Genomic DNA, 25,867 nt, shown 5'->3' on the forward strand with positions numbered 1-25,867 from the left:
TTAAAACAAAAAAGCTTTGAGGAAATTCCTCAAAGCTTTTTATTTATTAGTAACGAATTAAGAAATATTTCTTCTTACCGCGGCGAATGATTGTGAATTTACCTTCGATGCGGTCGTTTTCTGTTACAACGTAGTCTAATGCTTGTGTACGCTCACCATTTACGTAGATTGCGCCGTTCGTTACATCTTCACGTGCTTGACGTTTTGATGGAGAGATTTTGCTTTCTACAAGTAAGTCGATTAATACTGTATCTTCTGCAGTACGTTCTACAGATGGTACGTCTTTGAATCCTTGCTCGATTTCGCTTGCAGTCAGTTCTGCTACAGAACCGCTGAATAATGCAGCTGAAATTTTAATCGCTTGCTCTAATGCTTCTTCGCCGTGAACAAGTTTTGTCATTTCAGAACCTAATGCTTTTTGTGCTGCACGTTTTTCTGGCGCTTCAGCTACTTGCTTTTCAAGCTCAAGAATTTCTTCGTGAGATAAGAATGTGAAGTATTTTAAGTATTTAACAACGTCGCGGTCATCTGTGTTGATCCAGAATTGGTAGAACTCGTAAGGAGTTGTTTTCTCTGGGTCTAACCAAATTGCGCCGCCTTCTGTTTTACCAAACTTCGTACCGTCAGATTTAGTAACAAGTGGAATTGTTAAACCGAATGCTTTCGCATCTTCTTCTGATTTACGGATTAATTCAAGACCAGCTGTAATGTTACCCCATTGGTCACTACCACCGATTTGCAGACGGCAATTATGTTGTTGGTATAAGTTTAAGAAGTCGTATGATTGTAAAATCATGTAACTGAACTCAGTGAATGAAATACCAGTTTCTAAACGAGATGCTACTGTATCTTTTGCTAACATATAGTTTAAACCGAAGTTTTTACCGATATCGCGTAAGAATGAAATGACATCTAAGCTACCAAGCCAGTCGTAGTTGTTAGCCATCGTTGCTGGGTTGTCCACGTTTTCAAACTCTAAGAAGTTTGAAAGTTGGTTTTTAATGCTTTCTGTGTAGTAAGCAACTGTATCTTTCGTATTTAATGTACGTTCTGCTTTTTTACCACTCGGGTCACCGATCATACCAGTACCACCGCCAACAAGTGCGATTGGTTGGTGACCAGCTAATTGGAAACGACGTAACATTAATACTGGTAACATATGACCAATGTGTAAGCTATCCGCTGTCGGGTCGAAACCACAGTATAATTTAACGCTTTCTTTTTCTAATAATTGCTCAAGGCCCTCAGCATCTGTTTGCTGATTAATTAGACCGCGAAATTCAAGATCTTGTAAAATACCCATATCCTACATACTCTCCTTTAAGTTCATTACTGGCGTGAAGGTTAAAAACATAAAAAAATCGCCCCTTCAAATAAGGGACGATTTTGATCATCGCGTTACCACCCTAGTTGCAGGCAAAAAAAGCCTACCACCTTATTTACATAACGGCTTAGCACCGTCTTTTCCCTTTTGAATATAATTCAATCGAAAAAAGATGCTCTAGGGGCGTAATTCGCGATCATCTATGTGCTGATTTTCACCGGCCATCAGCTCTCTAAAACAGGGAAATGATCACTACTTCTCCCTTTCCACGCTCAATTATTCATATACTTTTCTTTATACCATCATTTATATAGGCATGTCAAATAGAGGTCAGGTTTCCCTCCTTGCCAATCCTTTACAACGCCGCAAAGAGTATCGTAATAAGAGAAATAACCGGAACCCCAACTAATAACGATACATGAAACACAACCGATAAATCATTCCCAATGGTCGCCTCTACAGGATCTTTCGCTGGAGAACCAAGAAATCCGATTAATCGATCGAAGCGACTTACCGTTTTTGGAAAGTCTGGTATTTCTACATGATCACTATCTAAATGTTGCTTTAACTTATATTCACTCTTAAAGGGATTTTCGCTCAATTTCGTCCACCTCCAGCAATTGTTTCAATTTCTTTATTCCGTTATGAAGTCTCGATTTCACTGTTCCAATCGGAATGTTTAATATTTCTGCAATTTCTTTTTGCTGCATATCATGATAATAAGAAAGAATGAGGACAGCCCGCTGTTCTTCCGGAACTTTCAAAATTGCTTCTCTTACTGTGAGCCGATCTTCGTGAGAAAACTCCTTTTCCTGAATCGGCACTAAAAACGGCAAAAGTGCACGCCACTTTTTTCTTCTATTTAATTTATTAATCATAAGACGGTAACCGATTTGGAATAAATACGTTTTTATTTTACCTTTCTCAGGTTCATACATATGTTTCTTACGCTCTAGCGTCAAAAACGTATCTTGTACAAGGTCGATACTTAATTGTTCATCTCGATTAAATCGATATAAAAATGTGTATAGCGCTGGTTTGATTAAAACATATAGTTTTTCCCCAGCCTGCTTATCTCCACTTTGATACGCAAGCATGAGCTCCTCCTCAATCCCAATCTGCGCCATGATCTTTGATCTCCTTTATTCCTTTTAACGTTAATGAAATGCGGGAAATTAAATATGCAATTGCAATGAAAACCCACAATTGTGATTGATTTGTAAAAAATTGAACATATGGGTTTTGAATCGTAAATCCCATTGCAACTAAAGTATTTAACGCTTGCACACATATGCATGCATACAACGCAAGGCAGACAGAAATCGTATCAAATACATTCCAGCGAAAATAAACTTTTGTTTTTGTAAAATCGATTTTATTCCCTTTTTTTCGTACTATATGTTTTCTATCAAACGGAATAATGATTGAAAACACAACACTCATTATAACTCCAGCTGTAAGCATTGATACTCTATATCCAATTGGTATCGGTAAGAAAAGACCACAAGAAAATACGACTATAATTCCAAGTAAAGCAAAAGTAAGAAGTAATTTATTAGACATAAAAAAGCCTCCCTCATCTATTCTTTCATAAGTGTATACAGACGAGGAAGGCACTTCGTTCAAATATTATTTTATTTTTTTAATAATCTTCGCAGGATTTCCGCCAACTACTACATTCTCCGGCACATCTTTCATTACAACGGCGCCAGATGCGATGACCGCATTGTCTCCAATTGTTACACCTGGATTAATAATTGCTCTTCCGCCAATCCATACGTTATCGCCAATTGTAACTGGTTTTCCGTATTCTGATCCGCTTATACGCTCAATTGGATCAAGTGGGTGCGTTGCTGTATAAATGTGGACACCTGGAGCTAACATACAGTTCACTCCGATTGTTACCGGGCATACGTCTAAAATCGTACAGTCAAAGTTCGCGTAAAAATTTTCACCGACATGAATGTTATAGCCGTAATCACATCTAAAAGAAGATTCAAGATGAATATTATCTCCTGTCGTTCCGAATAATTCTTTTACGATTTCGCTACGCTCTTTTAATTGCTCTTCTGGCGTATCATTTAATTTTCTCGTTAATATACGTGCTTGCTCTCTTTCTTGTACTAAAACTGGATCAGCCGGTATGTACATTTCTCCTAGTATCATCTTTTCCTTTTCTGGTTTCATTTCCCTCTCCCCTTTAACTCGTATATATGAGTTTTCTTTTATTTTACATCAACAAATATCTTTTTCAACCATAACCTTTTATGTAAGCCAGTCCTTTTTATATAGTACATAATGGTTTTCCAAAAATATTTCATTGTATTTAGGGAATGAGCGTTTCACTTGTTTTTCTAATTTAAATCCTACTTTCTCCATAGACCTGCATGAATTGATATTTTTATCCCAAGCCTGTGCATGAACTTCATCCACATCTAAATTTAAAAATATATAATTATATATTAAATTTCTCGCCTCTCGATTAACACCTGTACGCCAAAACTTACGTGCAATCCGTTGAGCCTCTGCACTCACAATTAACTTTTTATTTTCATTCACAGTTGGCATAGAAATCCAATATGTCCCTATCATTTCCTTTGATTGTTTCATTATAATTGACCAAGCCATAATATCTTTCAAATTTTTATAAGTGTATAACAACTCTTTAATTTCATTACTATCTTTCGGGACTGTATTCCCCGTCCAACGATGCATATCGGGATTTTTCATTACCTCATACCACTCGGTGTAATCTTTTTCAGGTTCTACAGAACGTAAACACACTATGTCTCCTTCTAAATTCGGTATCTTCATCTATATTAGCTCCTTTATTATTGACAAAAAGAAAGGCCTGAACATTTTTCGTTCAGACCTTTCTCTCTTAATCTTCCATCGTTGATAAGTCACCTGTTGGTAAGTTTAACTCCCACGCTTTTAATACGCGTCGCATAATTTTACCACTTCTCGTTTTCGGTAATTTATCTCTAAATTCAATTTGTCGTGGCGCTGCATGAGCTGCTAGGCCTTTCTTTACAAATTGACGAATTTCTTCTTTTAATTCATCAGATGGTTCGTATCCTGCTCGAAGTGCGATAAATGCTTTAATAATTTCGCCGCGCACCGGATCAGGAATACCAATTACACCAGCTTCTGCAACAGCAGCATGCTCGATTAATTTACTTTCTACTTCAAACGGACCAACGCGCTCACCTGACGTCATAATTACATCGTCAATACGTCCTTGGAACCAGAAATATCCATCTTCATCCATATAGGCAGAGTCGCCTGATACGTACCAATCTCCCGGCATGAAATAAGATTCATATTTTTGCTGGTTATTCCAGATCCCGCGCATCATAGATGGCCAACCTTTCGCAATTGCTAAGTTACCCATTGTGTAAGGAGGCACTTCATTTCCTTCATTATCAACAATCGCTGCTTTCACACCTGGAATTGGTTTACCCATTGAACCTGGACGGATTTCCATACAAGGGTAGTTACAAATAACTTGTCCACCTGTTTCTGTCATCCACCACGTATCATGAATACGAAGTCCAAATGCGTTCATACCCCAGCGAATTACTTCTGGATTTAACGGCTCACCAACGCTTAATACGTGACGAACTTGTGATAAGTCATATTTTTTAATTGCGTCTTGTCCAGCTCCCATTAACATACGGAATGCTGTTGGTGCGCTGTACCAAACCGTCACACCGTAATCTTGCAGTGCTTCATACCAAGCTTCTGGACTAAAGCGTCCACCTAAAATAACGTTTGACGCTCCAACTAACCACGGTGCGAAAATACCGTAAGCTGTTCCAGTTACCCAGCCCGGGTCAGCAGTACACCAATATACATCGTCTTCTTTTAAATCTAATACCCACTTCGCCGTTTGATAGTGCTGAACCATTGCGTTTTGCGCATGAAGCACACCTTTTGGCTTACCAGTAGAACCAGACGTGTAATGTAGAATCAAGCCGTCTTCACGGCCTAACCATTCAATATGTAATTCTTTTGAAGCTTGTTCAAATAAAGGATTGAACGCTACCGTTTTACCGCCTTCTTCTACATTATCTCCAACAAGGAAAACTGTTTTTAAAGCCGGTAAATCATTTAATGGTACGCGCTCTAACAATTCAGGCGTTGTAATTAACACCTTTGCTTCGCTATCTTCTAAGCGATCGCGAACTGCGCCTTCCATAAATGCTTCAAATAGCGGTCCAACAATTGCTCCTAATTTCACTGCACCTAAAAGTGCGAAATATAACTCTGGAGAACGTGGCATAAAAATAAAAACGCGATCGCCTTTTTCTACATCGCCATAATTCTTAAGGACGTTTCCTGCTTTATTAGAAAAATCCTTCATTTCCTTAAATGTATATTTCTCTTTTCGCGATCCATCTTGATAATAAAGAGCTACTTTATTCTTTCGATCGGATTTCGCATGCTTATCAATTGCCTCATACGCCATATTTACTCGGCCTGTTTCATTCCAAGTAAAGTTTTTATTAACCTCTTCCCAGTTAAAATTCGCGTATGCCTCATCATAATTCGGCAAATTATTTTCTCCTTTAATGACAGGAAGCGTTTCTACTTTCATACTTTACATCCCCCTCCTATGTATTCTATTATCTATTATAATGACATTATTTAAAATTTTCAGTATATTTGTTGATTTTTAGACAAATTTTTAATGACAAATTTCGATTCACATCGCATATATTATAAAGTACGATATTAATAGATTCACAAACCCTCAAGGTGGTGAGCAATACATTGATTCATAAAAAAATATATAATGCTAGAAACTTAAAAACAGCGAAAGGCACTTTAATTATTGAAGGTCCTGTCTCTACACATAACTTAGAAATGTATGAGTTTCATCCAGACTTAATTGCGTTTCGTCCTGCCGAACAACAATATAAAGCAATTGTCGAAATTTCTAAATTACCAGAAGCTCGTCTCATTATTGCTAGACATGACCAAACAATTGTTGGATATGTTACATACTTGTATCCTGATCCACTTGAACGATGGTCAGAAGGAAAAATGGAAAACTTAATTGAGCTTGGGGCAATTGAAGTAGTCCCAGCCTTCCGCGGGAGTTCTGTCGGAAAGAACTTACTAGAGGTTTCTATGATGGACGATTATATGGAAGATTACATTATATTGACGACTGAATATTATTGGCACTGGGATTTGAAACAAACAGGATTGAATGTGTGGGAATACCGAAAAGTAATGGAGAAGATGATGAATGCTGGCGGGTTACAATGGATGGCTACAGACGATCCTGAAATTTGTTCACATCCTGCCAACTGTTTAATGGTCCGCATCGGTAAACGCGTTGATACGGATTCTATTCAAGCTTTTGATCGTCTACGTTTTCACAATCGTTTTATGTATTAATAAAGGGGGCAACTGGAATGATTGTAGAAGAAATTATGAATCAAAATGTAGTTACATTACATCCAAACGATACAATCGAAACAGCAATCCGAACGATACGCACGAAAGGCATTCGGCACATTCCAATTGTCGATCAAAATAATCACGTCGTAGGCATTATTTCTGATCGGGATGTAAGAGATGCAAGTCCGTCTATTCTAGATGAACAAGTTTCACTCGATATGCTACAGCAACCGCTCGAACTTATTATGAAACATCCTGTTATGACTTGTCATCCTCTCGATTTTGTTGAGGAAATTGCTACTTTATTTTTTGAAAATAAAATTGGCTGTCTTCCTGTTACAAAGGCTGGGAAGTTAGTTGGTATCATTTCTGAATCTACAGTACTGCACACATTAGTAAAATTAACAGGAGCACATCAACCAAGTTCGCAAATTGAAATTCAAGTAAAAAACGAACCTGGTATTCTTGGAAAAGTCGTTGCTATTTTTAGTGATTTACAAATAAATATCGTGAGCGTTCTCGTCTACCCAGCAAAAGACGAGAATGATAAAGTACTCGTTTTCCGCATTCAAACGATGAATCCTCTAAAAGTGATTGATGCACTTGAAGCAGAAGGTTACCGCGTATTATGGCCAAACATCATGGGGATGCAGGCATGAGTAGCGCGTTTATTTATTCGGATGACTTTCGGGGCTATTCATTTAGCCCTGATCATCCTTTTAACCAACTGCGCGTCACACTTACGTATGATTTATTACAAAAGGGCGGTTTCATCTCTCCCTCTCAAATCATCTCACCACGGATGGCTACAGATGAAGAGATTGCCTACATTCATACAGAGGAGTACATAAATGCGGTAAAACGTGCTGGAGAAGGAAAGTTAGAAAAATCAATTGCGATGACATATGGACTCGGAACAGAAGATACACCAATGTTCCCAAATATGCACGAAGCAAGTGCATTGCTCGTTGGTGGTACGTTAACAGCTGTCGATGCTGTTCTTTCCGGAAAAGTAAAACACGCACTTAATTTGGGCGGCGGCTTACATCACGGCTTTCGCGGCAAAGCATCTGGCTTTTGTATTTATAACGACAGTTCTATCGCAATGAAATATATTCAAAAGAAATACGGTTTACGCGTCTTATATATTGATACAGATGCTCATCACGGTGATGGCGTACAGTGGTCGTTTTATGATGACCCTAACGTATGCACCATTTCACTGCATGAAACTGGTCGCTATTTATTCCCTGGAACTGGCGCTGTAAACGAACGTGGACAAGGTAATGGTTATAGTTATTCTTTTAACGTTCCACTCGATGCTTTTACAGAAGATGAATCATTCTTAGAATCATATCGAACTGTTGTAAAAGAAGTTGCAGCGTACTTTAAACCGGATATTATTTTAACGCAAAATGGTGCTGACGCACATTATTATGACCCACTTACACATCTTTGTGCGACGATGAATATTTACCGCGAAATACCGAAGCTCGCTCGCGAAATCGCTAACGAATATTGCGACGGTCGCTGGATTGCTGTCGGCGGCGGTGGCTACGATCACTGGCGCGTCGTTCCAAGAGCTTGGGCACTCATTTGGCTCGAAATGAACAACATCCAAAACATCTCAGGTTATCTCCCTCCAGAATGGATTGAAGCTTGGAAAGGACAAGCAGAAACAGAACTTCCCCTCACATGGGAAGATCCAGACAACATGTATAAACCTATCCCCCGTAAACCAGAAATTGAAGAAAAAAACGCATTAACTGTAGCGAAATCCCTTGAAATTATTCGGAATAATATGACAAAATCTTTATACTAAACGAAAAGGAGGCTCGTTTTTGAATAGCCTCCTTTTATTTAAAGCTTGCTATTATTGTCGTTTTCTGTCGGTAAGTCGATATATTTTAATAATCGCTGATATATTCCGAGTTACGCCGATATATTTTGATAATCGCTGATATATTCCGAGTTGCGCCGATATATTCTAATAATCGCTGATATATTTTCATTTTATAACAGTCTGGCCCAACTTTTATGAGAAAAGGTCGTGATATTATGTGGACACAACAAATAATCAACACGAAACGCGGTACATTTGAACTCTTTACAAAAGGAAATGGCGAATCGCTTTGTATTACACATCACTATTCACAATTTAATGAAACTGGGGATTACTTTGCGGATGTTTTTACTGCTACGCATCGTGTATTTCTCATTAATTTACGAGATACTGGTCGCTCTGTAACCGCCCAGTTAGAAAACGAATTAAGCATGATTGAAACAATCCACGACTTAGAAGCCATACGAGAAGCATTACAACTTCCAACATGGCATTTCGCCGGTCATTCAACAGGTGGTATGCTTGGACTTTTATATGCGATTACATATCCAAATTCCTTACAATCATTAGTCGTAGCAGGCGCTGCAGCAAGTAACTATACCGAAACACCATTTTGCATTTATCACCCAGCACATCCACAGTTTCATTATATGCAAAAACTCATCGAAAACTTAAAAAGCCCTCACCTTACAAGTGAAGAACGAAAAGAACTATCTACTGAGAGAACAAAATTATCATTGTTTAAACCAGAAAACTACAACTCTTATTTTTGTAAACCAATCAACAAAACAATGTCCATTAGCCGGATGAATGCTTTCGCCAATGAATATCCTTCATTTGATTTAAGAGAGTATTTACCTTTCATCCAAACAAAGACACTTATTATATGCGGAAGATATGATGTGCAGTGTCCTATTCAATATTCCATCGAGATACATGAGGGTATATGCGATTCTACTTTTGTGACATTTGAGGAGAGCAACCATTATCCTTTTTTAGAAGAAGCTGATCAGTTTACTTCTACTACTCAAACATTTTATAAATCGTTAGTACCATTATTATTAAGAAAACCTAAACACTGACAAAAAGCTCATAGCCTCTATACGACTATGAGCTTTTTTCAAACGAAATATTTCACACTAAAAACAACTAAAAAAATAAAAGAAATAACAACTAAACCCACATCAAGTAATACCGACTTTTTATCTCTATCTTTTAAACTTACCTTAGAGCTAGAAATGCTTTTAATTACCCAAAAGATTTCAAAAAAGACCCAACCGAAATAATCATTCATAGAATCTTCATCATAAAACATTTGTATTGCACCAATAATCAATAAGATAAGTACGATATTAGTTCCAATCTTTAAAGCCTTGTTTGATTTATTATCTTTTAATATATCTCCCAAAATATAGCACGCCCCTCATGCTCTCCTCTGTTTTGTTTCTCTTTACATTTTAACATAAATTACCTATTCCTTCCTTTCCATTTGAATAACATACAAAAAAACCTGCCAATTACTCGGCAGGTATATTACACATTAAAACGATAACCAGCTCCCCATACCGTTTCAATATATTGCGGGTGAGCAGGATCTCTTTCAATTTTTTCACGTAGCTTTCTAATGTGGACGACAACAGTGGCTAAATCCCCAGCGGAATCTAATCCCCAAATGCGTTCAAATAACTGTTCTTTATTTAATACTTGGTTTGGATGTGTGACAAAGAATGTTAATAAATCAAATTCCTTCGTTGTAAACGCCACTTCTTCATTGTTTATAAAAACTTTTCTCGCTCGTTGATCGATAGAAATTCCGTGAATATATAACGTATCACGTTGCTTACTTACATTTCCTAATAATCTTTCATAACGGGCAATATGTGCTTTTACTCTTGCGACTAATTCACTCGGGCTAAACGGTTTCGTTATATAATCATCCGCTCCTAATCCGAGTCCGCGAATTTTATCTATATCTTCTTTTTTTGCTGAAACAAGTAGAATCGGAATATCTTTTACAGCACGTATTTGTTTACAAATTTCGAATCCGTTCATTTTCGGAAGCATAATATCTAAAATAATTAAATCATAGTCTTCTTGCAAGGCTGTTTGTAAACCTATTTCTCCTGAATGCTCTACATCAACTTGGAAATCATTAATTTCTAAATAATCTCGCTGTAATTCTGCAATACTTACTTCATCTTCTATTAATAAAATTCTTTTCAATTTACTCACCACATTCCTCTACTTTTTCCAATGAGAAGAAAATGCTTGTGCCTTTACCAAGCTCGCTTTCCGCCCAAATTTCCCCGCCATGTTCTTCAACAATTTGCTTCGCTATTGCTAAACCAAGTCCACTTCCACCTGTGCTAGAATTCCGCGATTGTTCTGCACGATAAAAACGTTCAAAGATATACGGCAATGTATCAGATTCTATACCTGATCCGTTGTCCATCACTTTCACAATAACTTTATTATTATCACTCGATACTGTTACAGTAATTTTCTTCTCTTCTTTATCCATGTATTTCACACTATTATGAATTAAATTTGATATAACTCTATTGATCTTTTCGCAATCAGCCGTTACATATAGTGGTGATGCATGTAACTGTAGGCGCACTTCTATACCTTCTTCACTTAAATCCATCTGCATCTCTTCTATTAATTCTTGCATAAACGTATTCAATTCAACTGTTTCAAACTGGAATGGAACTCGATTCAAATCGAGCTTCGAAAATAAAAATAGTTCATCAATGAGTGTGTCCATATGTTTTGCCTTCGTATGGATAGTTGTTAAATACTTATCCATTTTTTCTGGCGTATTTGCTACCCCGTCCTTTATTCCTTCTACATATCCTATAATTGATGTAATCGGTGTTTTTAAGTCATGAGAGATGTTTGAAATAAGCTCTTTTCGATTTTCTTCATACTGTGTTTGCATCTCTATCGATTCTTTTAATCTCTTCCTCATTTCCTCAAACCCTTGATTTAATTGCCCTATTTCGTCGTGTGATGTAATTGGTATTTGAAAATCTAAATTTCCTTCTTTAATTTTCTCCGTTGCGCCTTTCAATACAAAAATTGGTTTTATTACACTTCTTGAAACGAGGTAACTTAATAATCCAATGAGTAAAATGGCTAGTAGTAAAAGCGATACGAATAAGATTGGAAATAATTTTTGTGTAAGATCTACAAATGAACTTTGCTTTTTTAATACAAATATACTTCCCTCTTCTTCCTGAGGAAAATAAAAATCAAACTTTACATATCGATAAAATGTATCGCCTAGTTCCGTTGTACCACGACTATTAATATTTGCTGATTCAAATTTCGGAAGGGCTTCTTTTAAAGATACACTTTCAAATACGTTTGAAGCATATGAAAGTGTTTCTCCTTTTCTTACTACTATTTTCACACCCTCTTTTTCTATTGCTGAGACAAACGACTCATCTAACAATTGAGATTGATGCTGTTTGGCTGCTGACTTCAACTCAAGATAGGCATTCTCTTCTTCTGGTGTAAGCGGCTTTTGAATGTAAGAACTTTTATAGAAATTTTTCACTGCTTCCAAGTCACCTGTTATCGAAAAAACGATTAAAAATCCCGCGACTAATATAAGCGTAATGGAAACGAGGATAACAGCAATATAAGAAAATAAAAACCTTGTTTTAATAGACATATCTTAAATCCTCACTTTATCAAACCTTATTATTTATAAGCATAAAAATATATGTTCAATTACTCAAGCGATTTTATAGTAATTTTAGCGTCAGTTTATAAAAATTTAATGTTCCTATTTTACAGTTGAAATTAGGAGGTTGAAATTCCATGTTCAAAAAAACATTCAGTATGATATGTTGCGTAATTTTTTTACAAGGATGCTCGCAAGAACAAGAAGTAAAAAAGGAGATGATAAACATGGAGACTGCACTACTAGCAGCTACTGAAAAAAATGAAACGAATACTGTTATATCTTTACTAAAACAAGGCGCAAATATAAATGCGACGGATAGTCAAGGACGTACTCCGCTTATGATTGCTACATACAAAAATGATGTAAAAACCGCAAAGGCACTTATCAAAGCTGGTGCTGACGTAAATATCCAAGATGACATGAAAAATAATCCCTTTCTATACGCCGGTGCGGAAGGTTACTTAGACATTTTAAAACTAACAATTGATGCTGGTGCAGATCCTACGATTACAAATCGTTACGGCGGAACAGCTCTTATCCCAGCCTCAGAACATGGCTATATTGACGTTATAAAAGAACTACTCACTCAAACAAATATTGATGTAAATCATGTAAATAACTTGGGATGGACAGCTTTAATGGAAGCCATCGTACTAAGTAACGGAAACGAAACACAGCAACAAGTCATTCGCCTTCTTATTGAGCACGGTGCAGATGTAAATATTCCAGACAATGATGGTGTTACTCCGCTAGAGCATGCTCGCGCTCATCACTTTGAGGAGATAGAGAAGATTTTGTTAGAAGGCCGTAAGTAAAAAGCTAATTTTTGCCTTCCTCCCCCACCCTATGCTACATTTAAGCCGTTACATTACTATTAATAGGGTGGGAATAAAAATGAACAAACCTAAAATTGGGATGATTGGACTTGGAAGTATTGCGCAAAAGGCCTATCTTCCAACACTTACAAAAGAAACTGATTGGAATTTTGTAGGGGCGTTTACACCTAACGCAGAGAAAAGAAAACAAGTTTGCCAGCAATACCGAATTCAAGACTTTCATTCTATTGAAATGTTAGCTTCGGAATGCGATGCAATCTTCGTTCATAGTTCAACTGCATCGCATTATGAAATCGTTTCTGAACTTCTAAAAAAAGGGATCGACGTTTATGTTGATAAACCGCTAGCAGCTACAGTGGAACAAGCTGAGCAACTAGTCGAGTTGAGCGAGAAGTATAACCGAAAATTAATGGTCGGATTTAATCGCAGATTCGTTCCTATGTATGTCGCTGCCAAAGAACAGGCTCATGATATTTCATGGATTCGAATTGAAAAGCATCGTACAAATAAAGTCGGGCCATATACGTACGACTTCACTATGTTAGATGATTATTTACACATTGTAGATACCGCTCGCTGGTTAGCTAATGATGACCTTAACGCCGTTCACAATATGATGCAAATCAATGAAAAGAATGAACTTCTTTACGGACATCATACATATACAACTCCAAGTGGACTATTACTTTCTACTGCAATGCATCGCCATGCCGGTACAAATTTAGAACAAATTGAACTTGTAACGCCAGGGAAAATCATTCGCGTAAAAAATATGAATACATTTGAAATTGAACAGGAAAACTCAGTTTCACAAAGTGGTTCCCTATCATGGGATACGACGTTAAAACAACGTGGTTTTGAAGATGCTGTTCATCATTTTATTGAGTGTGTACAAGGCGATACAAAGCCCGTTGTAGATGGATTAGAAGGATTAAAAACGCAGCAACTGTTGCAATCTTTACTAGATGATGTAAACAAAAATTAAAACGGATACATTTTTCAGAATTTACTTTCATTCCCATTCCCTCTTTATTTCTCTCATAAATTTCTATAGAATATGTTGATAGGAATTATAAATTTCATAATGAATCGTGGAAAGGATGGGATTAACACATGTGGAACGAGTTTAAAAAATTCGCTTTCAAAGGGAATGTCGTTGATTTAGCTGTCGGGGTTGTAATCGGTGCTGCATTCGGTAAAATCGTTAGTTCTTTAGTAAAAGATATCATCACACCATTACTTGGTATGGTATTAGGTGGCGTTGACTTTACAGATTTACACTTTGGATACGGTAAATCTGCTGTTATGTATGGTAACTTCATCCAAACAATTTTTGACTTCTTAATTATCGCAGCTTCTATCTTTATGTTTGTTAAAGTTTTCAACAAACTAACATCTAAAAAAGAAGAAGAAGAAAAAGAGGAAGAAATTCCAGAACCAACAAAAGAAGAAGTTCTTCTTGGCGAAATTCGCGACTTACTAAAACAGCAAAACTCTTCTAAAGATAGAGCATAATTGAACGGATAAAAAGGCATGTCCCTCTGGACATGCCTTTTCTATATGCTATAACGTTTCCGAATTCATATGAATAAATAAAATAATACCAGCAACCATAAGTACCATAATGCTACCTGCAAATAGTGTAATACCAATAAACATTAAACTTGTGCTCATATCTACTGATACACTTTCAATAAAAATAGAAATTACATACGTGATAAGGGCAATTCCTGCAAGAATACTTCCTGGAACAAATCGCTTTAAACCATTTTGTTTTAACGTCATATATGCAAAAATAGCAGTCATACAAAGCGTAATTATCCAAAGAACGATCATCTCTTTTCCCCCCTCACAAGCCTTTTCTTTCTATTATACATGACATTGCCCTATAATAGTTAAATTTGCACTTATGTGACATATAACAAGGAATAGCCCCATCTATAGCGAAGGCATTATGAAGAGAATCACAATACACTTTTTGAAGAAAGCATTATTCTTGTTAAAGCAAACAGTTTAGAGGATGCTCACGAACTTGGTAAAAAAATTGCTATGCAATCTGAAGATACGTACGATAATATGTACGGTGAGCAAATAACGTGGAAGTTCCGAAAAGTGTTGCATGTGTTTGAATTAGACGATACACCATTTGAAACCGGAAAAGAATTGTACGCAAGATTTTTACACGTTAAGAAAAATAACACGGCAGATACAGTAGTACAAAAATACTATCCTGAATACAAATAAAAGCTCACAGCAAATGCTGTGAGCTTTTTTATACTTACTTCGTTGAATCTCTAAATTGGATACGGTGAGGTAATATAACAGTGTGATCTTCCACTTTTTCTTTGTTCATATACTTTGTTAATAAACGCATTGCTACTGCACCGATATCATACATCGGTTGAACAACTGTTGAAAGCTGCGGACGAACCATTAATGCAAGACGTGTATTATCGAAACCAAGTACTTCTACGTCAGTTGGTACGTTTAATCCAGCGTCTTGTGCTGCATGGATTACACCTAGTGCCATTTCATCAGAAGACACGAAGATTGCTGTTGGCTTTTCATCATTGCTCCAAAGCTTTTCGAATGCTTCAATACCTGAGTCATATGTGTAATCTCCATCGATTACAAGATTTTCATCATATGAAATACCTGCTTCTTCTAAAGCTTTTTTATAACCTTGTAACTTCTTCGCGCTTCCCGCTTTATCAATGAAAGGACCAGAGACGAAACCGATACGTTTATGTCCTTGCTCGATAAAGTGCTTCATTGCATCATAAGCTGCTTGTGTATAATCAATATTTACTGATGGCGTTTCATTTTGCTCATCAAATGACGCTGCTAATACAATTGGTACTGGAGATTTTTTAAATTCTTCAATGTGAATGTCTGTAATATCTTCACCCATGAAAACAATTCCGTCCACTTGTTTTCCAAGCATCGTATTTAATAAATGGAACTCTTTCTCTTTGTTTTGATCAGAGTTACTTAAAATGATGTTATATTTGTACATTGTTGCGATATCTTCAATTCCACGTGCAAGTTCTGCATAAAACGTATTTGAGATATCAGGAATAATAACACCTACTGTAGTTGTCTTCTTACTTGCTAGTCCACGTGCTACCGCATTCGGGCGGTATCCTAAACGATCAATTGCTTCTAATACTTTCTTTCTTGTTGTAGGCTTTACATTTGGGTTACCGTTCACAACACGAGATACGGTAGCCATTGAAACGTTTGCTTCGCGCGCTACATCATAGATTGTTACGTTCATCTCATCGCACACTCCTTCTATTTTTGTTATCTATTTTTATGTATCGGTTACTTGAATGAAAAAAAGACATCAACTCTATTTGCAGATGCCACCAATCGTCCCGAGTTCTTCCTTTTACTAATGATACGATAAAAACGCAGGCTCATACAATATTTTCCCGCAAAAGTTTCGAAAAAATTCGCTTCTTTTCTCGTATTTTCGTATTTTTTATGAAAAAAGGGCATTTTTTGTAAAAAAATAGATGTTTCCTAAGTAGAAATCTTATTTTAAGCAGTACGATAGTAAATGAAATTTATATCGGCGATTTTTCGAATATATCGACTATAACTCGAAATATATCAGCGATTTTCCAAATATATCGACCGCAACTCTAATTATATCAGTGATTTTTTAAATATATCAACTTACCAACAAAAATCGACAATGACAGTCGCTATACAATAAGAGAAAGCTGTTCCAAAATCCCTTTTTGGAACAGCTCATTAAAAGTTTTTATAATTTACTTCCAAATGATTTTAATTCATTCATAAAATCATTGAACTGCGGTATATTCATTTGCTGCGCCGCATCTGATAAAGCTACAGCTGGATCTGGATGTACTTCAGCCATAATTGCATCTGCACCAATTGCCATCGCTGCTTTTGCAGTTGGTAAGAGAAGGTCACGTCGCCCTGTAGAATGCGTTACATCGACAACGACAGGTAAATGTGTTTCTTTCTTTAAAATCGGCACAGCGGAAATATCAAGCGTATTACGCGTCGCTCTTTCATACGTGCGAATACCTCGTTCACATAAAATAATGTTCCCATTTCCCTTTGCCATAATATATTCTGCCGCATTAATGAATTCTTCAATCGTTGCTGATAGACCACGTTTTAATAATACTGGTTTATTTACAGCACCAGCTGCCCTTAGCAAATCAAAGTTTTGCATATTGCGAGCACCAATTTGAATAACATCAACGTAATCTAATGACATCTCAATATCATTCGGATTTAAAATTTCACTAATAACAGCCAAATCATATTCATCTGCTACCTGGCGCAAAATTTGTAATCCCTCTAATCCAAGACCTTGAAAATCATACGGTGAAGTACGTGGTTTGAACGCACCACCACGCATTAATTTCAGACCTTGCTCTTTCATTGCTTCAGCAACTTGACGTACTTGTTCATAACTTTCCACTGCACACGGTCCCATAATAAAATGCTGATTTCCGTCACCAATTTTTTCACCATTAATTTCAACAATCGTATCTTCTGTTTTTTTCTTACGAGAAACAAGTAATGCTTTACGATGATCATCTTCTTGTAATTCTAAACCAGCTTGAAAAATTTGTTTGAAAATATGTTGTAAAGTCGAAGTTTCAAATGGACCATTATTATTCTCTGCAATTAAATCCAGCATATTTCTTTCACGTACAGGATCAAAACGTTTCACACCTTGTACTTCTTTTAAATTACCAACTTCTTGTACGAGACGACCTCTTTCGTTTAGTAACTCTAATATTTGTAAATTAAGTTGATCAATTTCAGAACGTAAACGACCTAATTGTTGTGATGCCATAAGAAAGCCACCTCTTTCAAATTCCTATATGTTACTTTTTTAAGATAACTTATTATAGCTGATACATATACGATTGTCACACGATATACAGCAATGAATTACTATCAAAAAACATTGTATATTTTCATTTAAAATAAAAAAAAGACAGTTTACATACTGTCTTTTTTTACAAGAAGGAAACAAACGGTTTATCACTGTTTTTCTCTTTTATAATAACGGCCTCAATTTTACTTTCGGACTTGATCTGTAATTGTACTTTCGCATCTTTAGGCAATTTGTCTAACATACCTTGCGCAGCCAATTGGGTAAGAGCCATTAATTCTGTTTTACCGTTATATTTAATAACAATATTCATATTTAATGTATCCATTTGATCTTTCTTATAAGAAACTTTAGCGTTGACTGGAATAAAATCTCCATTAGAAAAACCTTTTATTTCCTTAGCAAAGTTATTTATTTTTGTATTATCTTCTCCATGTGCTTGTGTAAATTCATCAGAAGGATATGAATACGACTTTTCATCAATTGTACTCCAATTTCCAAGGTTCATATCATTCTTTTGAACAGTAGCACTAGCAATATACGTACCATTTTTTAAAGAACTAGTACTTTCTTGCTTAAAGATAGCAAACGTAATTGGAGATTTGTTATACTTATCATTTTTGTTAATAGCTTCAATAAGTTGTTTAGCAACTTCAGTCCCTTTAGACATAGCCTCTTCATTCGATACACTTGAAGACATAGCTAAGCCAATCATAACACCAGATAAACTTAATTCATTTGAATTCTGTTTTCCGAAATAGTCTTGTTCTATAATATTCGTCAAAACTGGCGCTTCTACTTTCGCAACTAGTTCATCAATTAGTTTCTCTGGAATATACTGGTTTAATTGCAGTACGTGACTCTCTGTATCAAATTGCTGCGTTGCAATATTTATTAAACCATTTTCATACTCTGCTAAATCTAATTTAGAATTTGTTTTTATATTAGCTGTATTAATAACCTTTTGTTCTTTTAAAGGAATAACAGTTCTATAATAATCTTTAGAAACAGCAGTTCTCGGAATCATACTTTTTTCTTTTGTATCTTTTTGTATAACTTCATCCTTCTTACTAAGCGTATTACTATTGTTACTACAAGCTCCCAGTAATAAACTTACGACTGCGAAGGATAATGCCATTTTCTTCATTACTTAAAACCTACTTTCAAAAATCTAGTTATTTAGTTTGAACTATTAATAGTGTACCACTAAATATATTTCAACAAAAACAAAAAAAAGAAGCAAGCACCTTTAGCTTGCTTCTTTTTACTTTATATTCTCTTCTAAAGCATCTTTTTTAATATTCCAATGAGATGTATTCCATACTACCATCCCATCTTTTATGTATAACACTTGCGGTGATTCATGTCTAATACTGTATTGTTCTGCAACACGATTTGACACATCTCTCGCATCTTGTACGTATAAGTAATACGCTGGCACTTCTCTTTCTTCGCTGCAATACGCTTGAAATTCTGTGTATGCACCATGACTAATTGGGCATGTCGTACTATGTTTAAAAAGAACATACGGCTCGTTCTTTTCTACTAAGACTTCAAGCTCTTCAATTGTTTCAAGTTTTGTCATATTCATCACGATTCACCTCTCATACGAAATCTAGAGCGTTTCTCTTTCTTTTCAGCTTTTTTCTCAATTCTTTCTAATTTACGCTCTTCTTTTTCAACCTTCTTCTCTTGTCTCGACGCACGGTAATGATTGTATACTTCAATCGCCGCACTGCTCCACTGTACAACTTGCGCTACTTTATCAGCGTTATTTTCAATTTCGTCCGTTACAGAGTCCGATACATTACGAAGCTTCGTATTTAAAGATTGGATTGTCGTTCCAATCCCATCTACACCCGCTACCACTTTATTTAATGACTGTGACTTCTGTTGAATATCATCAGCTAACGCATTCGTTTTATGTAATAATTGCTCTGTCTCTACGCTAATTCCTTGCATTTGCTTTTCTAAACCTTCTAACGTGCTTGCAACGTTTTCCAACGTCTTCTGAACCGATAACAACGTTCTGCATACATACACTACTAATACTGCGAAAGCAACCGCGATAATAGCCGCACTTACATATAAAAGAACTTGCATTTCATCACTTCCTTTATCTTTTTCATACTTTCCCCTATTATACAATCATTTTCCGTTTCATTCTAATCCCTATCTCATCATTAGAATTTTCATACTTATTCGTTAACTGTAACATAAATCATTCAACAAATTCCACTAAGTAGGTTACAATAGGAGAGGATACATAATTAGTAGGGAGGCTTTACATATGAAAGATCCACGTATTGAAAAGTTAGCATACAATTTAATTAACTACTCTATCCGCTTACAAAAAGGTGAAAAAGTATTAATTGAAAACTTTGGCTTACAAAAAGAACTTGTAACTGCACTTGTAAAAGAAGCATATGCAGCTGGTGGTTTCCCATTCGTCTCTTTAAAAGATCATCAAGTAGATCGCTCTTTATTAATGGGTGCTACTGAAGAACATTTCGAACAAATCGCTGCATATGAAGCAAGCGTAATGAAAGACATGGACGCTTATATCGGCCTTCGCTCTGGCGATAATATTAATGAACAAGCTGACGTTCCAAGTGAGCGTATGAAAGTTCATGGCCAAACAGTTGGTAAAAAAGTTCATAGAGACATTCGCGTTCCAAAAACACGTTGGGTTGTTCTTCGCTACCCAAATGCTTCTATGGCACAGCTTGCTAAAATGAGTACAGAAGCTTTCGAAGACTTCTACTTCGAAGTATGTAACTTAGACTACGGTAAAATGGATAAGGCAATGGATAGCCTTGTTACATTAATGAATAAAACAGATAAAGTTCGTTTAACTGGTCCTGGAACTGACTTAACATTCTCTATTAAAGACATTCCAGCAATTAAATGCTCAGGTCATTTAAACATTCCAGACGGTGAAGTATACTCTGCACCAGTTCGTGATTCTGTTAACGGTACAGTTTCTTACAACACACCATCTCCTTACAACGGTTATACATTTGAAAATGTACAACTTAAGTTTGAGAACGGTCAAATCGTTGAAGCAACTGCAAACGATACAGAGCGCATTAACAAAATCTTCGATACAGACGAAGGCGCACGCTACGTTGGTGAGTTCGCAATTGGCGTAAACCCATACATCTTACATCCAATGGGAGACATCCTATTCGATGAAAAAATCGATGGCAGCTTCCACTTTACTCCTGGACAAGCTTACGACGATGCATGGAACGGCAACAACTCGAACATCCACTGGGATTTAGTATGCATCCAACGCCCTGAATACGGCGGCGGCGAAATTTACTTCGACGACGTACTAATCCGTAAAGACGGACGCTTCGTTGTACCTGAACTAGAAGCTTTAAACCCAGAGAACTTAAAATAATAATAAAAACGCTCGGAATTTTCGCCGAGCGTTTTTATTTCTTCCCTACCATTTCTATTTTCACATGTGGATTTTCTTTCTCTATAAGCCCCAAGAATTCATCCATATTTTGCGGCATCGCAACGATATGTACTTTATATGCATTCGTCGTAATTTCAAGAGACTTTCCGACCTGACGTATAATTCTCACATCTTTTAATACAATATCATCATTTAAAATACCGTACTTTAATACGCCATTTTCTACTTTATGTTTTTTAATAAATACTTCCCAAACGAGTGGTACATTTACAATGAAGCATAAACCCATCCCAATCAACGCTGACATCCAATGCGCTTTATTAGTGAAAAGCATGACAATTGGATATATAAACATAAAAGCTAACGTAAGACAAACAAAAATGACTACTGACTTACTTCTTTGAATTGGAAAGTTCATACCTACACCCCCTAACCCAAATTATACCACTATTTCCATTTTACTTCATAGAAAAAGGCCATTTCTAAATGACCTTTTACACAATGTACCTATAAAATTTCTTATCTACCTGTAGCACCGGAAAGTTTTTCGGCAACTCGTCTATACTCACACTTTCAAAACCATTCTTTTCATAAAAACGATGTGCCGCTAAAAATTTTACTGTTGTTCCTAAGTAAATATCTTTCAATTTTTTATCCTCAGCCCATGAAATTGCTGTTTGAAGCAACATATGTGACGCGCTCCATTCTTTTCCGCGAAACTCTTTCTTCACGAACATTTTTCTTAGCGCTACTTGAAGATTCTCAATATCTAATAAAGCTACTGTTCCAACTACTTTCCCATCATAAATTGCTACCCAAAAGTTTCCGTGATCCTTTTGATAGAATGTTTCTATTTCAAGTAAATCAGGTTGCTCTTCTTTCGTAATGGGAACATTATATTCTTTTTGCTGAATATGAACGATAAGATCTACTACTTCCTCTTGAAACGTACTTTCATATGGAACAATACGAATCTTCTCGTTCATCGAATCTCTTTCCATTCTGAAGCTAGTAAACTATATACAGCGATATCATGAAAATGATCATATAGCCATTCTTCATCTCGTAAAATACCATCTAACTTAAATCCTAAACGTTCTGGAATTGCGCGGCTCTTCGCATTTCCAACACCGCACCGAATTTCCATTTTATTTAATTTTAAATTCTCAAATGCATAGTGAAGTACAGCCTTTACGCTACGCGTCATAATACCTTTCCCGCCAGCATCTTCTGCAAGATAATACCCAAGACTCGTCGCTTTCTTCCCCCAGCTCACTGGATGAATGCCTACCATCCCAACGAGCTTTCCTTTGTAACGGATACCACTTTCAAAACCGTCTCCCTCTGCAAACTTCTTTAACCACATCGGAAAAATCTCATCATAAGCATCAGCAGATTTCGTCCCATCTACCCAAGGGAGCCATTTTCGTAAATGATTACGGTTTTGATCTAATAATTGATATAATTCCTCTTTATGATGTTTTTCTAGTAATTGTAGTTCGATTTCGTCATCTACTCGGAGTGTGAACATATTTTTCAGTCCCCTTTTTAGTTTTCTTATTATTCTAACACTTATATTTCAAAACGCGTACCAATATATCAACGATTTTTGAAATATATCGAACACAACTCCATATATATAGACGTTTCAACATTAATGCATAACCACGACAACATAAAAAAGACGCATAGCCAAGCTATGCGTCTTTCCTATTACTTCTCTGCAACTTGAACTTCTTTTACGTAAGCTGCTTCGAATTTTTGGATGTCTCCTGCGCCCATGAAAATTAGAACGCCGTTTTTATGTTTCTTTAATACATCCGTTGTTGTATCTGTAATTAGTTCTGCACCGTCAATACGCTTTTGCAGATCTTCGATTGTTAATTCACCTTTGTTTTCGCGTGCTGATCCGAAAATATCACATAAGTATACTTGATCAGCTTTGCTTAGGCTTTCTGCGAACTCATCTAAGAACTTTTCTGTACGTGAGAATGTGTGTGGCTGGAATACAGCGACAATTTCACGCTCTGGATGTTTTTGACGAGCTGCTTCAATCGTTGCATTAATTTCTGTCGGATGGTGTGCGTAGTCATCGATAATCACTTGCTCTCCCATCGGCTTTTCATTAAAGCGACGTTTTACGCCTTCAAAAGTTGTTAGCTGATGCTTAACTGCTTCTACATCAACGTTTTCATAATGGCAAAGCGCGATTACTGCTAACGCATTTAATACGCTGTGATTGCCGTATCCTGTAATTTTGAACGTGTCATAGTACGTATTACGAACGAATACATCAAAAATAGTACCATCTGTTCTCTTTTGGATGTTGCGTGCTTGGAAATCATTATCTTCTCCAAATCCATAGAAAATAACAGGTACTTTCGCTTGAATTTTTTGAAGTTCTTCATCATCTCCACATGCAATAATGCCTTTTTTCACTTGCAATGCCATCTCTTGGAATGCACTGAATACATCATTGATGTCTGCAAAATAATCTGGATGATCAAAATCAATATTCGTCATAATTGCATAGTCTGGATTATAAGACAAGAAATGACGACGATACTCACAAGCTTCAAATACAAAATACTTACTATTTTCTACCCCATGCCCTGTTCCATCTCCAATAAGGTAAGATGTTGGGTGTGCACCTTGCATTACATGGGCTAACAAACCTGTTGTTGATGTTTTTCCGTGTGCACCAGTTACAGCAACACTTGTGTATTGGCTCATCAGGTCACCTAAGAAATGATGGTAACGATGGACTGGGATGTTTAATTCTTTTGCTGCTACGATTTCTTCATGCGTATCAGGAAATGCATTTCCTGCAATAATCACTTGTCCTTCTTCTACATTATTCTTATCAAAAGGAAGGATCGAGATACTACGCTTTTCCAACGCTGTTTGTGTAAAGAAACGCTTTTCATAATCAGACCCTTGAACAGTATGCTTCATATCATGAAGAATTTGCGCTAATGAACTCATTCCTGTTCCTTTAATTCCTACAAAATGGTAAACTGTCATCTTAAAGAACCTCCAACATTTCGAACTAATACAACGGCCTATCTATAAGACAGTATATGAATCTTTTCTTATTTTGGTAATCATCATACATTTTTGATGTAGTGAAGTTATTCTTCCCTTCACTTATCAGGATAAACTCGTACGTACTTCTTTATATATCTATAACAAGTCCATTATAGCAAAAAAGAAGCCGCTATACTATGATAACAGAAAAACTGATAGGGTCAATCACCTATCAGTTTTTCTCTCTTTTACATCTCTTCTCTTTTTTCTAATTGAACACGCTCTAAACGTGGGTTTGGACGATATTTACGACCAGCTTTTGCTTCTGGTTTCCCATTTAATTCTACATTATCACCAGTAAAGCCAATATTCATTTTTAATAAGCTACTTCCTACCCCGTATATGTCAACAGGTACGTTTTGAGCTTCAAATTCACGAATACGCTTCTCATCAAATCCACCAGTTACAACGATGTCTACATGCTGGAATCCTTCTTCATCAAGTGCTTTACGAAGTGCGAATACAAGCGATGGGTTTACACCACGTGGATCGAATGTTCCAAGTACTTCTGGGTGGCGAATGAAGTATTGATCAATCATCGTGCGGGACGTATCTACACGTACACCTTTTAATGTTGATCCAAATTCACGCGCTACGCGAAGTGCATCTGTAATGACATCATTGTTGTAATCAATTAATACAACTAATTCATCTTCTGGGAATTTCTTATGATATGCTTTTGCCGCTTCTACAACATCACCATTAAACATTTGAATTAATGCGTGAGGCATCGTCCCCATACCACTTTTGCCCCACCATTCATTCATCGCATGCGTCGCTTGTGCGCTCATACCTCCGATGTATGCTGCATAACCGTCACCAGCTTGTTGTGTATAATGATCGTCACGATCTCCCATGAAAATAACTGGTTTTTCTTTATCTACGCTACGCGCAGCTTGGACAACGTTATATACGTTTGTCGCAACCGATGTACGACGAGCTAAAATCCCATCAATGACACCTTCTAAAAATCCGAAATTTTCATAAGGACCATGAATTGTTAACACTGTTTCAAATGGACTAATTTTATCGCCATCTTTTAAAGAGTTAATCTCAAGTTCCTCAGGATTTTTAGCGAATGTTTGTAGCAACGCAATTACTTCATCCGTTCCGCAAAGAACTGCATTTTCCTTTTGGAAAAATTGCATCGTTACAACACTTTTCGGGCGAAATTCTTCGATGATTTCTCTAGTCTTTAAAAAGTAAACGGCAGAGAACCACCCTTCTCCAACACGTTCGTCAAATTTAAATGTTTTATTTGTTAGTCTATTTATTTCACCTTTTAATTTTAATTCAATTTCTTTCATGTCGCTTTACTCCCTACTTTACTATCCAACATTTTCTCTTAGTATACAGCAT

General features: G+C 36.4%; 29 protein-coding genes, 1 pseudogene and 1 other annotated feature. Of the genes and pseudogenes, 9 read left to right on the forward strand and 21 right to left on the reverse strand.

Translation table 11 applies throughout. The annotated features are described in order from the left end of the window. Positions 1-46 precede the first annotated feature (46 nt). From tyrS to acsA, 7 genes are all read right to left on the reverse strand, one after another. A complete protein-coding gene (gene tyrS, locus GBN78_RS00575) occupies positions 47-1,303 on the reverse strand; it encodes a tyrosine--tRNA ligase (protein ID WP_000512092.1) in 1,257 nt (418 codons plus the stop codon). A gap of 70 nt (positions 1,304-1,373) precedes the next feature. Next, positions 1,374-1,602: a binding site (T-box leader), on the reverse strand. Between the two features lie 77 nt (positions 1,603-1,679). After that, entirely contained in the window at positions 1,680-1,925 is a 246-nt protein-coding gene (locus tag GBN78_RS00580) for a hypothetical protein (protein ID WP_128267147.1), read from the reverse strand. Continuing rightward, a complete protein-coding gene (locus GBN78_RS00585; protein ID WP_098391375.1) occupies positions 1,906-2,451 on the reverse strand; it encodes an RNA polymerase sigma factor in 546 nt (181 codons plus the stop codon). Before GBN78_RS00585 ends, GBN78_RS00580 begins: the two co-directional genes overlap by 20 nt. After that, positions 2,432-2,887 carry a hypothetical protein gene (locus GBN78_RS00590; protein ID WP_152126866.1) on the reverse strand — a complete coding sequence of 152 codons (456 nt, stop codon included), beginning with the start codon at positions 2,885-2,887 and terminating at the stop codon, positions 2,432-2,434. The genes GBN78_RS00585 and GBN78_RS00590 overlap by 20 nt, the downstream gene beginning before the upstream one ends. Before the next feature lie 66 nt (positions 2,888-2,953). Next, a complete protein-coding gene (locus tag GBN78_RS00595; RefSeq protein ID WP_152126868.1) occupies positions 2,954-3,511 on the reverse strand; it encodes a maltose acetyltransferase domain-containing protein in 558 nt (185 codons plus the stop codon). Positions 3,512-3,589: 78 nt separating this feature from the next. Further along, the gene (locus GBN78_RS00600; protein WP_053514541.1) at positions 3,590-4,138 is read right to left on the reverse strand and encodes a GNAT family N-acetyltransferase; all 549 of its coding nucleotides are present in this window, start codon (positions 4,136-4,138) and stop codon (positions 3,590-3,592) included. Between the two features lie 67 nt (positions 4,139-4,205). Next, on the reverse strand, positions 4,206-5,924 hold the full coding sequence (gene acsA, locus GBN78_RS00605; RefSeq protein ID WP_000862049.1) for an acetate--CoA ligase: 1,719 nt from the start codon (positions 5,922-5,924) through the stop codon (positions 4,206-4,208). Positions 5,925-6,100: 176 nt separating this feature from the next. Between acsA and acuA the strand changes: the two genes are divergently transcribed. From acuA to GBN78_RS00625, 4 genes are all read left to right on the forward strand, one after another. Beyond that, positions 6,101-6,733 carry an acetoin utilization protein acetyltransferase AcuA gene (gene acuA / locus GBN78_RS00610; protein ID WP_000581388.1) on the forward strand — a complete coding sequence of 211 codons (633 nt, stop codon included), beginning with the start codon at positions 6,101-6,103 and terminating at the stop codon, positions 6,731-6,733. A 17-nt stretch (positions 6,734-6,750) separates the two neighbouring features. Continuing rightward, entirely contained in the window at positions 6,751-7,395 is a 645-nt protein-coding gene (locus GBN78_RS00615) for an acetoin utilization AcuB family protein (RefSeq protein WP_000634583.1), read from the forward strand. Next, the gene (gene acuC, locus GBN78_RS00620) at positions 7,392-8,558 is read left to right on the forward strand and encodes an acetoin utilization protein AcuC (RefSeq protein ID WP_000092810.1); all 1,167 of its coding nucleotides are present in this window, start codon (positions 7,392-7,394) and stop codon (positions 8,556-8,558) included. The genes GBN78_RS00615 and acuC overlap by 4 nt, the downstream gene beginning before the upstream one ends. Positions 8,559-8,773: 215 nt before the next feature. After that, positions 8,774-9,661, forward strand: a complete 888-nt coding sequence (locus GBN78_RS00625; RefSeq protein WP_100070346.1) for an alpha/beta fold hydrolase — start codon at positions 8,774-8,776, stop codon at positions 9,659-9,661. 38 nt (positions 9,662-9,699) lie between these two features. On the opposite strand, the gene GBN78_RS00630 is transcribed toward GBN78_RS00625, so the two are convergent. The 3 genes from GBN78_RS00630 to GBN78_RS00640 all read right to left on the reverse strand — a co-directional run bounded on the left by GBN78_RS00630 (position 9,700) and on the right by GBN78_RS00640 (position 12,258). After that, positions 9,700-9,990, reverse strand: a complete 291-nt coding sequence (locus GBN78_RS00630) for a hypothetical protein (RefSeq protein WP_152126870.1) — start codon at positions 9,988-9,990, stop codon at positions 9,700-9,702. Positions 9,991-10,112: 122 nt separating this feature from the next. Next, positions 10,113-10,802, reverse strand: a complete 690-nt coding sequence (locus GBN78_RS00635; protein ID WP_001986686.1) for a response regulator transcription factor — start codon at positions 10,800-10,802, stop codon at positions 10,113-10,115. Position 10,803: 1 nt separating this feature from the next. Beyond that, a complete protein-coding gene (locus tag GBN78_RS00640; RefSeq protein ID WP_098871831.1) occupies positions 10,804-12,258 on the reverse strand; it encodes a sensor histidine kinase in 1,455 nt (484 codons plus the stop codon). A 149-nt stretch (positions 12,259-12,407) separates the two neighbouring features. On the opposite strand from GBN78_RS00640, the gene GBN78_RS00645 reads away from it, so the two are divergent. From GBN78_RS00645 to mscL, 3 genes are all read left to right on the forward strand, one after another. Further along, positions 12,408-13,088 carry an ankyrin repeat domain-containing protein gene (locus tag GBN78_RS00645; RefSeq protein WP_000475112.1) on the forward strand — a complete coding sequence of 227 codons (681 nt, stop codon included), beginning with the start codon at positions 12,408-12,410 and terminating at the stop codon, positions 13,086-13,088. A 79-nt stretch (positions 13,089-13,167) separates the two neighbouring features. Continuing rightward, on the forward strand, positions 13,168-14,094 hold the full coding sequence (locus tag GBN78_RS00650) for a Gfo/Idh/MocA family protein (RefSeq protein WP_128267150.1): 927 nt from the start codon (positions 13,168-13,170) through the stop codon (positions 14,092-14,094). Between the two features lie 128 nt (positions 14,095-14,222). After that, entirely contained in the window at positions 14,223-14,624 is a 402-nt protein-coding gene (mscL, locus tag GBN78_RS00655; protein ID WP_000267010.1) for a large conductance mechanosensitive channel protein MscL, read from the forward strand. Positions 14,625-14,672: 48 nt separating this feature from the next. Here mscL and GBN78_RS00660 read toward each other — a convergent pair whose 3' ends face one another. Further along, on the reverse strand, positions 14,673-14,945 hold the full coding sequence (locus GBN78_RS00660; RefSeq protein ID WP_000636589.1) for a DUF3917 domain-containing protein: 273 nt from the start codon (positions 14,943-14,945) through the stop codon (positions 14,673-14,675). 114 nt (positions 14,946-15,059) lie between these two features. Between GBN78_RS00660 and GBN78_RS00665 the strand changes: the two are divergent. After that, positions 15,060-15,353, forward strand: a pseudogene (locus tag GBN78_RS00665) (DUF4288 domain-containing protein); the annotation flags it as partial. A gap of 34 nt (positions 15,354-15,387) precedes the next feature. Here the strand turns inward: GBN78_RS00665 and ccpA are convergent. The 5 genes from ccpA to GBN78_RS00690 all read right to left on the reverse strand — a co-directional run bounded on the left by ccpA (position 15,388) and on the right by GBN78_RS00690 (position 20,097). Further along, positions 15,388-16,386: a catabolite control protein A gene (gene ccpA / locus GBN78_RS00670; RefSeq protein ID WP_001103297.1), complete on the reverse strand. Its 999-nt coding sequence runs from the start codon at positions 16,384-16,386 to the stop codon at positions 15,388-15,390. A 492-nt stretch (positions 16,387-16,878) separates the two neighbouring features. Further along, the gene (locus GBN78_RS00675) at positions 16,879-17,952 is read right to left on the reverse strand and encodes a bifunctional 3-deoxy-7-phosphoheptulonate synthase/chorismate mutase (protein WP_000168204.1); all 1,074 of its coding nucleotides are present in this window, start codon (positions 17,950-17,952) and stop codon (positions 16,879-16,881) included. A 166-nt stretch (positions 17,953-18,118) separates the two neighbouring features. Beyond that, positions 18,119-19,141, reverse strand: a complete 1,023-nt coding sequence (locus GBN78_RS00680) for a CamS family sex pheromone protein (protein ID WP_128267151.1) — start codon at positions 19,139-19,141, stop codon at positions 18,119-18,121. 117 nt (positions 19,142-19,258) lie between these two features. Further along, complete coding sequence (ytxJ, locus tag GBN78_RS00685) at positions 19,259-19,585, reverse strand: bacillithiol system redox-active protein YtxJ (RefSeq protein ID WP_001057469.1); 327 nt, start codon at positions 19,583-19,585, stop codon at positions 19,259-19,261. Continuing rightward, a complete protein-coding gene (locus GBN78_RS00690) occupies positions 19,585-20,097 on the reverse strand; it encodes a DUF948 domain-containing protein (protein ID WP_001197720.1) in 513 nt (170 codons plus the stop codon). Before GBN78_RS00690 ends, ytxJ begins: the two co-directional genes overlap by 1 nt. A 187-nt stretch (positions 20,098-20,284) precedes the next feature. Here GBN78_RS00690 and GBN78_RS00695 point away from each other — a divergent pair, with 187 nt between their 5' ends. Beyond that, the gene (locus tag GBN78_RS00695; protein ID WP_000654731.1) at positions 20,285-21,400 is read left to right on the forward strand and encodes an aminopeptidase; all 1,116 of its coding nucleotides are present in this window, start codon (positions 20,285-20,287) and stop codon (positions 21,398-21,400) included. A gap of 34 nt (positions 21,401-21,434) precedes the next feature. Here the strand turns inward: GBN78_RS00695 and GBN78_RS00700 are convergent, their stop codons facing one another. From GBN78_RS00700 to GBN78_RS00720, 5 genes are all read right to left on the reverse strand, one after another. Beyond that, a complete protein-coding gene (locus GBN78_RS00700) occupies positions 21,435-21,839 on the reverse strand; it encodes a PH domain-containing protein (protein WP_001010627.1) in 405 nt (134 codons plus the stop codon). Positions 21,840-21,915: 76 nt separating this feature from the next. Then, entirely contained in the window at positions 21,916-22,407 is a 492-nt protein-coding gene (locus GBN78_RS00705) for a GNAT family N-acetyltransferase (RefSeq protein WP_025966469.1), read from the reverse strand. Next, positions 22,404-22,952 (reverse strand): GNAT family N-acetyltransferase, encoded by a 549-nt coding sequence (locus tag GBN78_RS00710; protein WP_025966470.1) that lies wholly within the window; start codon positions 22,950-22,952, stop codon positions 22,404-22,406. The genes GBN78_RS00705 and GBN78_RS00710 overlap by 4 nt, the downstream gene beginning before the upstream one ends. A gap of 182 nt (positions 22,953-23,134) precedes the next feature. Beyond that, positions 23,135-24,445 (reverse strand): UDP-N-acetylmuramate--L-alanine ligase, encoded by a 1,311-nt coding sequence (gene murC / locus GBN78_RS00715; protein ID WP_000219468.1) that lies wholly within the window; start codon positions 24,443-24,445, stop codon positions 23,135-23,137. Positions 24,446-24,696: 251 nt separating this feature from the next. Next, a complete protein-coding gene (locus tag GBN78_RS00720) occupies positions 24,697-25,815 on the reverse strand; it encodes a nicotinate phosphoribosyltransferase (RefSeq protein ID WP_000658370.1) in 1,119 nt (372 codons plus the stop codon). Positions 25,816-25,867: the final 52 nt, after the last annotated feature.

Origin of the sequence: Bacillus sp. B2-WWTP-C-10-Post-4, from assembly GCF_009183805.1 — a bacterium.
Taxonomy (GTDB): Bacteria; Bacillota; Bacilli; order Bacillales; family Bacillaceae_G; genus Bacillus_A; species Bacillus_A cereus.